The following is a 9,895-nucleotide window of genomic DNA, read 5'->3' as shown; positions in this document are numbered from 1 at the left end:
CCGAGCGACCCCGGATGCCGCATCGACACCCTCACCGACACCGAACTCGCCGCCGAGATGGCGCGGGAAAGACTCCTCGCCGACATCTACGACGACACCGCGCACGAACACGTCTGGACCGACCACGAACACGCTGCATGAGGAGAGGGCGAGGCAGCGTCCTGGGGGCTCAGCCCCACCGCAGCCCTAGCCCCACCGGCAGCCCGCCGCCTCGAAGTAGAGGTCGTGGTGGAACCGGCACCCGGGGTTGAACGGCGCGGCGCACGAGGGGCACCCGTCGGCGGCCAGGTAGGCGGTGATCGTCAGCGTCGTGCGGCAGACGCCGCACAGGACCGCGCGGTCGTCGAACCGCTCCCGCGGCCACGCCGAGGCCGCGTGGTCGGCGGCGTCGGCGTGGCAGCGGAAGCACGGGTAGAACTCGTCGCAACAGTGGAAGCGAATCGCGACGATGTCCAGCGGGCCGCGGTAGTGGACGCAGCGGGTCTCGTCGTCGACCGCCGCGCCGCGCACCCGGACCGGTTCATTCATCAGCGCTCGTCACCGGGGTCCGGTGGCGGCCCGGGCGGGCCGGGCGGTTGCGGCCAGCGCCTCCTGGTAGCTGGGCTCGCGCTTCTTGATCCAGGCGATCACGGCGTACGTCACGGGCAGCATGACGAACTCGACGAGGGTCTTCCACACGAAGCCCAGCACCGTGTAGTTCCAGTAGTCGCCGGAGCCGATCGCCATGCCCAGAGCGGGCGCGGCGATGGTGCAGAACACGAGCGTGTCCGCGATCTGGCCGACTATCGTCGAACCCATGAGGCGGGCCCACAGGGTCTTCTCGCCGGTGCGGCGCTTGAACCACACGAGGACGTACGAGTTGAGGAGCTCGCCCACCACGTACCCGGCCAGGCCGGCGAGCAGGAACATCGGGGCGACGCCGGCGACGCGCTCGAAGGCCTCCTGGCCGTCGTAGAAGTCGGCCGCCGGCAGGTGGATGGTGAGCGTGAAGCACAGGGCGGCCAGCACGAGCACGGCGAAGCCGGCCAGGACGGTCCGGCGCATGGTGCGGAAGCCGTAAATCTCGCTGATCACGTCGCCGAGGACGTACGCGAGCGGGAAGAGGAAGAAGGCGCCGTCGGTGACGATGCCGTCGAGCTGGAGGAACCCGAGCGACACGCTGAGCTCGGGGAAGAACACGACGCCCTTGGTGGCGGTGATGTTGCTGATCACCATGACGCCCACGAACGTGGCGACCAGGTAGGGCAGGTAGAAGCTGGACACCGTCGCGAAGACGGCGCGGCCGCGGTTCTCGGTGGAGGCGGCTCCGGGGGTGCTGCGGTCGGGGGTGCTGCGCGCCGGCTCGGGGGTGGTCCCGTCCGGCCGCCCAGACCCGTCGGTCACGGGATTCTGCTGCGATGAAGTGGTCACGGGGGCCGATTATCCGCGACCCGCCGTCCTCCCGCGAAAATCGGCGACTCCGATGCACGATCGGCAGGTCTCACAGGGGTCGCCGATCACGTCATGGAGTCGCCGATTTTCGGGGGAGGGGCGAACGCGGGGCCGAGCGGGGCGTATGCGGGGGCGGGGCTGGTCAGCGCACGGTCCACGGGCCGGCCCGGAGCGACCCGGGCGTGATCACCCCGCCGCGCAGGGCCGCGATCGAGTCGGCGCCGGCCGGCCCGCCCAGGGACGCCACGATCCGGGCGACGACCGACCTCGTCGTCACACCCCCCGCAGCCAGGTCCGCGAGCGTCACCGCGCCGTCGCGCTTGGCCAGCCGCTCCCCGGCGGCGTTCACGGCGAGCGGCACGTGCGCGTACTCGGGCCGCGCGAGGCCGAGCAGCTCGGCGAGGTAGGCCTGGCGCGGGGTGGAGGACAGGAGATCCTCGCCTCGCACCACCTGGTCGACGCCCTGGTCGGCGTCGTCCACCACCACGGCGAGGTTGTACGCCCACACGCCGTCACCGCGGCGGAGGACCACGTCGTCCACAACGCCTGTATAGGGTCCGTGGACCTCGTCGTGGATCGTCAGCTCGCTCACTCCGGCCCGTAGTCGTAGCGCGGGCACCCGCCCCGGGCCCAGGGCCTCGCGGCGGGCGGCGCGCTCGGACTCCGGCAGGTCTCGGCACGTGCCCGGGTATGAGCCGGGCGGGGAGTGGGGCGCGCGCGGGGCCTCCTGGATCTCGCGGCGCGAGCAATAGCACTCGTAGACCAGGCCGGCGGCGTCGAGGCGATCCACGGCGGCCGCATAGGCCTCGGAGCGTCGCGACTCCCACATGATGTCGCCGTCCCAGTCGACCCCGATCGCGGCGAGGTCGGCGAGCTGTCGCCCGGCCACGCCGGGGCGGGCGCGGGCGGTGTCGAGGTCGTCGACGCGCATCCGGAACGCCCGCCCCGAGTCGCGGGCCAGCACCCACGCCACCACGGCCGTGCGCAGGTTGCCCAGGTGCAGGTCGCCGGACGGGCTCGGCGCGTAGCGGCCGGCGCCGACGGGGGACGCCGCGGCGGGGGGCACGGCGTCGGTGGGGGAGCCGGGGGAGGTCACGGGTTCAGAGTAGGTGCGACGACGAGGTGCCACACTGGCGGCATGAGTACCGACACGCCCGACCCCGACACGCCCGACCCCGACACGCCGACTCCCGGCGGTCCGACCGCCGACGACCGCGAACGCCTCACCGAGGAACAGATCGCCGAGGGCCTGGCAGACCTGCCGGGCTGGGCGTTCTCCGAGGGCTCGCTCACCTACACGGCGGTCTGTGAGTCGCCGCAGGCCGCGATAGACCTCGTCGCGGCCATCGGGCAGGCCGCCAACTCGCAGGACCACCACCCCGACCTGCTGTGGAGCTACGACGAGGTGACGCTCGACCTGCGCAGCCATGACGTGGACGGTGTGACCCGGCGCGACCTGCGGCTGGCGCGGTCGGTCTCGGCGCTGTCCGGCGAGTTCGACGCGACGCCGCTCGGGTCGGAGGGCTGAGGGCCCGGCGCGGCGCCGGCGGGCGTCACGAGGCGCCCCGAAACGAGCGACGCGGCCCGGGCTCCGAGAGCTCCGGGCCGCGTCTGCGGCGGAGGATGCGGGATTTGAACCCGCGAGGGGCTATCAACCCCAACCCGCGTTCCAGGCGAGCGCCATAGGCCACTAGGCGAATCCTCCGCTGGCCATCTTATGGGAACCGTGCGAGCGCGCCAAACTGATCGGTCGTTTCGGTGGCATTCCCGGGCCGTGTCGATGGACAACGGTGATCGGGAGGGGCTGGCCGGTGGGCGCCGTAAGCAGGGGTGACGAACAGTTCACCTCATGCCGGGCGGGGTATGCAGATCTCGTGGCGGTCCGGCCTCCGGGGCGGGGGTGTGCGGCGGATCGGGTGTCCGCGATAGACTCGGCCGCGGACCCCGCGCGGCGTCCATCCTGTGAACTCCCCCAGGGCCGGAAGGCAGCAAGGGTCAGCGGGCTCTGGCGGGTGCGCGGGGTCCCTCTACGTCTGGGCACTGTGTACGACCTGGCATCACCCCCCTGCCGTCGATCCCTCCGGAGGCCACCATGGCGCTGTCCGACCTCTCCGCCGACGACCTGAGCCGACTCGAGTCAGACCTGGCGTCCGAATACGACGAGGTGAAGAGCCGCGGCCTCGCGCTCGACCTCACCCGCGGCAAGCCCTCGCCCGAACAGCTGGACCTCTCGGAGCGGCTCCTCGGGCTGCCGGAGCCGGGGGATCACACCGCAGGGAAGACCGATGTCCGCAACTACGGTGGCGGCGCCGGCCTGCCCGGGCTGCGGGCGATCGTCGCCGAGCTCCTCGGGGTGGACACCGACCGCGTGATCGCCCAGGACAACGCGAGCCTGTCGATCATGTACGACCTGCTCTCCTTTGCCGTGCTCTTCGGCACGCCGGACTCGGAGCGGCCGTGGAAGGACGAGGAGGAGGTCCGCTGGCTCTGCCCCGTGCCCGGGTACGACCGGCACTTCGGCATCACCGAGGCCCTCGGTGTCGAGATGATCCCCGTGGCGCTCGGCCAGGGCGGCCCGGACATGGACGAGGTCGAGCGGCTCGTGGCCGACGATCCGTCGATCAAGGGCATGTGGTGTGTCCCGATCTTCTCCAACCCGACAGGCGCCGTGTACGACGACCACACGGTCTCCCGCCTCGCCCGCATGACCACGGCCGCGCCGGACTTCCGGATCATCTGGGACAACGCCTACGCCGTCCACACGCTCACCGCGGACTTCCCCGAGGTCCCCGACGTGGACGCGCTCGCCGCCGAGGCCGGCCATCCCAACCGCTTCCTGCAGGTCTGCTCGACCTCTAAGATCACCTTCGCCGGCGCCGGCGTCTCTTTCCTCTCTGCCTCCACGGTGAACCTCGACTGGTACCTCGGCCACGCGGGTGTCCGGAGCATCGGACCCAACAAGGTCAACCAGCTCGCGCACCTCCGCTTCTTCGGCGACGCCGAGGGCGTTCGGACCCATATGCAGAAGCACCGCGAGATCATCCAGCCCAAGTTCGAGGCCGCGGCCGCCGCGCTCTCCCGGCGCCTCGGCGAGTACGACGTGGCCCGCTGGACGCATCCCGAGGGCGGCTACTTCATCGACCTCGAGGTGGTGGACGGGACCGCCACCGAGACGGTGCGGCTCGCCGAGGAAGCCGGCGTCGCGCTCACCCCGGCCGGGTCCGCGTACCCGTACGGCGAGGACCCGGACGACCGCCACATCCGTCTGGCGCCCACGCTGCCGCCACTCGCCGAGGTGGAGACGGCCATGGACGTCGTGGCACTCTGTGCGCTCCTCGCCGCCTGCCGGGCCGCGCGCGCCTGACGCGGGGCCTGTCGCCGGCCCCGGGCGGGGTCGGATGGTGATGTAACAAAGACCGTCCCGGTGATGCGTCGATCGCCGGACGGTGTCGGCGGCGTGTTGGTCGACGGGCCCTCTAGGGGACTGCCCCGGTTTGGGGAGGTGACCTGCGGCTAAGAGGATCGGCCGGGGTGCACCGTGAGAGGCCCGGGCTATCGCCGATCATTACATCGTCAAATGGTGCGATCCGGCGCTGTGACATGGGAGAAGCCCGACTCTCAGCGGTGTTGAGTAGGAGACAACTTCGTGAGCACTTGTCACATTCCGGTCGTTCTGGTTACATCTGAGCCGGTTCGAACAAGAGGGGTGTCCGAGAACCGGAATGCGGCTGAGGGGCCGCGAGGGGCCGGTCTCGGCCAGATGTTCGGAACACGCCGCGTGGGTCTGAGGGGGCCCGGAACGCGGTGAGGGGGGTGGTGAAGGGGCCGCGGAGACGCGGCCCCTTCACCGTCCCCACCCTCCCGCGCCCACGGCGATCGCCGCCGTCCGCCGCACCGGCCCGGCCCGCTCGCACGTGACCACCTCGCCGTCGTACCCCGTCGGTATCCTTCGGTCGTGGCCCTTTATCGGAAGTACCGCCCCGCCTCGTTTGCCGAGGTCGTGGGCCAGGAGCACGTCACCGAGCCGCTGTCGGTGGCGCTGTCCTCGGGGCGGATCAACCACGCCTACCTGTTCTCCGGCCCCCGCGGTTGTGGCAAGACCTCTTCCGCGCGCATCCTCGCCCGGTCGCTCAACTGCGAGCAGGGACCGACGGCCGATCCGTGCGGGGTGTGCGAATCGTGCGTGGCGCTCGCGCCCGGCGGGCCGGGGACCCTGGACGTCACCGAGCTCGACGCGGCCAGCCACGGCGGCGTAGACGACACGCGCGACCTGCGCGAGCGCGCGTTCTTCGCGCCGGCTTCTTCCCGCTACCGGGTGCTCATCATCGACGAGGCCCACATGGTCACCACCGCGGGCTTCAACGCGCTGCTCAAGATCGTCGAGGAGCCGCCTGAGCACCTCATCTTTGTTTTTGCCACCACCGAGCCGGAGAAGGTGCTGCCCACCATCCGCTCGCGGACGCACCACTACCCGTTCCGTCTGCTCACGCCGTCCGCCATGCGCGGGCTCGTGGAGCGGATCTGCGACCAGGAGGGGGTGGCCGTCGAGCCGACCGTCCTGCCGCTCGTCATCCGGGCGGGCGGCGGGTCTCCGCGCGACACGCTCTCCGTGCTCGATCAGCTCATGGCCGGGGCGGGAGAGGACGGAATCACCTACCCGCGGGCAGTGAGCCTGCTCGGTGCCACCGAGGTCGCGCTCATCGACGACACGGTGGACGCCCTCGCCGCCGGGGACGGGGCCACCCTGTTCCGCACCGTCGACAAGGTGGTCGAGGCCGGCCACGACCCGCGCCGCTTCGCCGCCGACCTGCTGCAGCGCCTGCGCGACCTCATCATGGTGCAGTCGGTGCCCCAGGCCATCGAGCGCGGACTGGTCGACGCGCCGGTCGAGCAGGCCGACATCATGCGCCGGCAGGCCGAGCAGGTCGGGCCCGCCACCCTCGCGCGCTGCGCCGACATGGTGCACGAGGGCATGTCGTCCATGCGGGGTGCCACCTCGCCGCGGCTCCTGCTGGAGATCCTCTGCGCCAAGCTGCTCCTGCCGGGCGCCGACGACTCCATGGCCGCCCTGCTCCAGCGCGTCGAGCAGCTGGAGGCGGGGACGACGAGGCCCGCCGCCGCGGCTCCCGCGCAGGCCCCCGCCGGGCCCGGACAGGCCCCGCCCTCCGGCGCGCCGGCCGCGCCAGGTGGTCCCGTCGCGCCGGCTCCCGCCCCCTCCGCCGCCGCGCCGGAGGGGCGACCGAAGTTCGTGCGGCGGTCGCAGCAGGCGGCCGCGCAGGCCCGGGCCCCGGAGTCCGAGGCGCCGGCGACCGCGCCGCCGGCGCCCGAGGCCCAGGTGCCCGCGGCTCCGGCTCCGACCCCCGCGGCGCCTGCCGCCGGGGACCCGTGGCGCGAGCCCGAGGGTCCGTCCGCGCCGGAGCCGACACCTCCGGTCCCGCCGGTGCCTACTGAGCCCGAGCCCGCGGCGGCCCAGCCCGAGCCCGCGGCGGCCACGTCCGGGGTCGAGGCCGAGGACATCCGTCGTGCCTGGCCCGCAATCCGCGACGCCGTCCGCTCCCGCACCCGGACCGTCGAGGTGATGCTCGCCGGAGCGACCGTGGCCGGCGTGGACGGCCGCGTCGTCCACCTGGTCCACGACTACGCGCCGCTGGCCAAGCGGCTCTCGCAGCCGCACAACGCCGGAGTGATCGCGGAGGCCATCGCCGAGGTAGTGGGCGGCGACTGGACGTTGCGCTGCACGGCCGGCCCCGGACCGGCGGGTGCGGGCTCGTCGTCGTCACCGGGCTCGGCCCCGGTGGCCCCCGCCGCCACTCCGTCGCCCGGATCCCCGCCCGCCGGCGAGTCCGCCGAGCCGACGGGCTGGGAGCGCCGGGTGCGCAGCGGACAGGGGGCGACCGGGCAGCAGGACCGGTCCCAGGACGGACGCCGATCACCGGGCGGCGGCTACGACGACGTGCCGCCGCCACCCGAGGAACCCGAACCGGAACCGGGGGAAGCGCCGCCCCCGCCGGTCAGCGAGGACGAGATGATGGACGAGGCCCGCAGCGGTCCCCAGAATCTCGACCACCGGACCGGCGAGGACATCGCGCTCCAGCTGCTCCGGGAGCATCTCGGGGCGCGGCCTATCGAGCGCTGAGCGCCGCCCCGCCGCGCGTCGGGGCGTGCTGTCCGACGGGACGGTTACCCTGGGTTCCGACCTGCCGGATGCCACCAGGAACGCGCCGGCGCCGGCCGGAACAACGGCCCCCAGCCGAAAGGACCCGCACATGCAGCCCGGACAGAACATGGACATGAACGCCCTGATGCAGCAGGCCCAGCAGATGCAGGCTCAGCTCGCGCAGGCCCAGCAGGAGATCGCCGCGAGCTCCGTCGACGGCCAGTCCGGTGGCGGCCTCGTCACCGTCACCATGCGGGGCACCGGTGAGGTCACCGGCGTCACGGTGGATCCGAAGGTCGTGGACCCCGAGGACGTCGAGACGCTGCAGGACCTCCTCGTGGGCGCGTTCGGCGACGCGCACACCAAGGTCCAGGAACTCGCCGAGTCGCGCCTCGGCCCGCTCGCCGCCGGCGGCGGGCTCGGCGACATGATGGGCGGCCTGGGCATGTGACCCCCGGCGGGGCCGCGCGCTCGCCGGCCCCGCCGCCCCCTCTCTTCTCGGAAACGCAGGAACCACGGTGTACGAAGGACCAGTCCAGAACCTCATCGACGAGTTCGGCAAGCTGCCGGGCGTCGGACCCAAGTCCGCGCAGCGGCTGGCCTTCCACCTGCTCCGTGCCGAGCCGGAGTCCGTCCAGCGGCTCTGCTCGGCCCTGCAGGCGGTCGTCGACGGCGTGACCTACTGCGAGGTCTGCGGCACCGTGTCCGCCGCCGAGCGCTGCCGCCTCTGCTCCGACCCACGGCGCGACCCCACCCTCGTGTGCGTGGTGGAGGAGCCCAAGGACATCGAGGCGATCGAGCGCACCCGCGAGTTCCGCGGCGTCTACCACGTGCTCGGCGGCGCGCTCGACCCCATCAACGGCGTCGGCCCCAACGAACTGCGCATCTCCGCGCTGCTGCGGCGGGTGGGGGAGCAGGTCGACGGCGAGGAGATCGCCGAGATCATCATCGCGACCGACCCCAACACGACCGGCGAGGCCACGTCCACGTACCTCGCACGACTGCTGCGACCGTTCCCGGACCTCGTCGTGAGCCGTCTCGCCTCCGGGCTGCCGATGGGCGGCGACCTGGAATTCGCCGACGAGCTCACCCTGGGCAACGCCCTCTCCGGCCGGCGCATCCTCTCCGGCGGCCCCGCGCGCTCCGGCGCCGTGCTCCGGCCCGAGGACACCGACTCGCCAGCTCCGCCCGCCCCCACACCCGCGCCTTCCGGAATCGGCGACGCTGATGCTGGATCGGCAGGCCTCAGAAGGGTCGCCGACCAGGCGGGAGAGTCGCCGATTTCGGGAGCTGCGGGGCAGCGGCCGGGCGCGGCGTCAGAGGTCGAACAGGCGGACGGCGTTCCCGTGCCACACCGCCCGTAGCCAGTCGTCGCCCAGGCCGAGGCGGGCCATCGCCTCGAGCTGGTGGACGTACGGGTAGGGGATGTTGGGGAAATCGGTCCCGAGCAGGATCTTGTGCCCGAGATCGGCCAGCCGGCCGCGCTGGTCGGCGGGGAACGGCATGGTCTCCTCGACGAAGTCGGTGAACGCCATCGTCGTGTCCAGGTACACGTGCTCGTACCGTTCGGCCAGATCGAGGAACTCGGTGTACTCGCCCATGCCCATGTGCGCCACGATCAGCGGCAGCCGCGGGAACCGCTCGAGCACGGCGGCCATCGGGCCCGGGCCGGTGAACGTCCCCGGAACCGGCCCACCGCCACAGTGGATCACCGTCGGCACGCGGGACTCGTCGAGCACCTCCCACACCGGGTCGAGCAGCGGGTCGCCGGGGTCGTACTCGCCCACCTGGACGTGCGACTTGAACACGCGCGCCCCCGACTCGATCGCGTCGCGCACGTACCCACCGGCCGACGGTTCGGGGAAGAACGTGGCCGTGTGCAGGCAGTCCGGGTGGCGGGAGGCGAAGTCGGCGGACCACGCGTTGAGCCACGCCGCCATGTCCGCCTTGTGCGGGTAGAGCATCGACGAGTAGGCCAGGACGCCGTACGAGCGCAGCCGCGCGACGCGGGCGTCCTCGGCCTCCCGGTACGTGATGGGCCAGGCGCGGCCGACCTTGGGGCCGGCGGCGTCGAAGTATTGCCACACCTTGCTCAGGACGCGGTCGGGCATGAAGTGCGTGTGCACGTCCACGATCCCGGGCAGTCCCAGCGGCTCCCACAGCGCGCGGACCTCAGTGGCCTCGGCGGCGGCGTCGGGTGTCCCGGCGGTGGGCGTCGCGGCGGCAGCGTCGTCAGGACTCGAGGGCGTGGTACACATGCGCCCGAGCTTAGGGAGTTGCCCCGGCGGTGGCGTCGCTTTGTCGCCG

At 72.6% G+C, this 9,895-nt stretch carries 8 protein-coding genes, 1 tRNA gene, 1 other RNA gene and 1 pseudogene; 6 read left to right on the top strand and 5 right to left on the bottom strand.

Annotated features, from left to right (window positions below; all coding sequences use genetic code 11):
* Nucleotides 1-186: 186 nt before the first annotated feature.
* From ACH0BZ_RS15655 to gluQRS, 3 genes are all read right to left on the bottom strand, one after another.
* Nucleotides 187-528, bottom strand: coding sequence for a CHY zinc finger protein (locus ACH0BZ_RS15655; RefSeq protein WP_406899638.1), 342 nt, complete (start codon nt 526-528; stop codon nt 187-189).
* 9 nt (nt 529-537) lie between these two features.
* Complete coding sequence (locus ACH0BZ_RS15650; RefSeq protein ID WP_406899637.1) at nt 538-1,410, bottom strand: queuosine precursor transporter; 873 nt, start codon at nt 1,408-1,410, stop codon at nt 538-540.
* A 163-nt stretch (nt 1,411-1,573) separates the two neighbouring features.
* Nucleotides 1,574-2,527 (bottom strand): tRNA glutamyl-Q(34) synthetase GluQRS, encoded by a 954-nt coding sequence (gene gluQRS, locus ACH0BZ_RS15645; protein WP_406899635.1) that lies wholly within the window; start codon nt 2,525-2,527, stop codon nt 1,574-1,576.
* 42 nt (nt 2,528-2,569) lie between these two features.
* On the opposite strand from gluQRS, the gene ACH0BZ_RS15640 reads away from it, so the two are divergent.
* Entirely contained in the window at nt 2,570-2,959 is a 390-nt protein-coding gene (locus ACH0BZ_RS15640) for a 4a-hydroxytetrahydrobiopterin dehydratase (RefSeq protein WP_406899634.1), read from the top strand.
* A gap of 89 nt (nt 2,960-3,048) precedes the next feature.
* On the opposite strand, the gene ACH0BZ_RS15635 is transcribed toward ACH0BZ_RS15640, so the two are convergent.
* Nucleotides 3,049-3,136 (bottom strand) — tRNA-Ser (locus tag ACH0BZ_RS15635).
* A 231-nt stretch (nt 3,137-3,367) separates the two neighbouring features.
* Here ACH0BZ_RS15635 and ffs point away from each other — a divergent pair.
* The 5 genes and pseudogenes from ffs to recR all read left to right on the top strand — a co-directional run.
* Nucleotides 3,368-3,462: signal recognition particle sRNA small type (gene ffs / locus ACH0BZ_RS15630), an RNA gene on the top strand.
* A 61-nt stretch (nt 3,463-3,523) separates the two neighbouring features.
* Entirely contained in the window at nt 3,524-4,795 is a 1,272-nt protein-coding gene (locus ACH0BZ_RS15625) for an aminotransferase class I/II-fold pyridoxal phosphate-dependent enzyme (RefSeq protein ID WP_406899633.1), read from the top strand.
* Nucleotides 4,796-5,386: 591 nt separating this feature from the next.
* On the top strand, nt 5,387-7,567 hold the full coding sequence (locus tag ACH0BZ_RS15620; protein ID WP_406899632.1) for a DNA polymerase III subunit gamma and tau: 2,181 nt from the start codon (nt 5,387-5,389) through the stop codon (nt 7,565-7,567).
* Nucleotides 7,568-7,697: 130 nt separating this feature from the next.
* Nucleotides 7,698-8,039 (top strand): YbaB/EbfC family nucleoid-associated protein, encoded by a 342-nt coding sequence (locus tag ACH0BZ_RS15615; RefSeq protein WP_406899631.1) that lies wholly within the window; start codon nt 7,698-7,700, stop codon nt 8,037-8,039.
* A 67-nt stretch (nt 8,040-8,106) separates the two neighbouring features.
* Nucleotides 8,107-8,712 (top strand): annotated as a pseudogene (recR, locus tag ACH0BZ_RS15610) (recombination mediator RecR); the annotation flags it as partial.
* A gap of 192 nt (nt 8,713-8,904) precedes the next feature.
* Here the strand turns inward: recR and ACH0BZ_RS15605 are convergent.
* Entirely contained in the window at nt 8,905-9,846 is a 942-nt protein-coding gene (locus tag ACH0BZ_RS15605) for an amidohydrolase family protein (RefSeq protein ID WP_406899629.1), read from the bottom strand.
* Between the last annotated feature and the right edge of the window lie 49 nt (nt 9,847-9,895).

Origin of the sequence: Dietzia sp. 179-F 9C3 NHS, from assembly GCF_045369825.1 — a bacterium.
In the GTDB taxonomy this organism is placed as follows: Bacteria; Actinomycetota; Actinomycetes; order Mycobacteriales; family Mycobacteriaceae; genus Dietzia.
The sequence above is the reverse complement of the archived record's forward strand: the minus strand, read 5'-3'. Positions and strand labels throughout refer to the sequence as shown.

Coding starts and splice junctions, on each gene's coding strand:
- ACH0BZ_RS15640 (WP_406899634.1), top strand. CDS start 2,570: ATGAGTACCGACACGCCCGACCCCGACACGCCCGACCCCGACACGCCG.
- ACH0BZ_RS15655 (WP_406899638.1), bottom strand. CDS start 528: ATGAATGAACCGGTCCGGGTGCGCGGCGCGGCGGTCGACGACGAGACC.
- ACH0BZ_RS15605 (WP_406899629.1), bottom strand. CDS start 9,846: ATGTGTACCACGCCCTCGAGTCCTGACGACGCTGCCGCCGCGACGCCC.
- ACH0BZ_RS15615 (WP_406899631.1), top strand. CDS start 7,698: ATGCAGCCCGGACAGAACATGGACATGAACGCCCTGATGCAGCAGGCC.
- ACH0BZ_RS15625 (WP_406899633.1), top strand. CDS start 3,524: ATGGCGCTGTCCGACCTCTCCGCCGACGACCTGAGCCGACTCGAGTCA.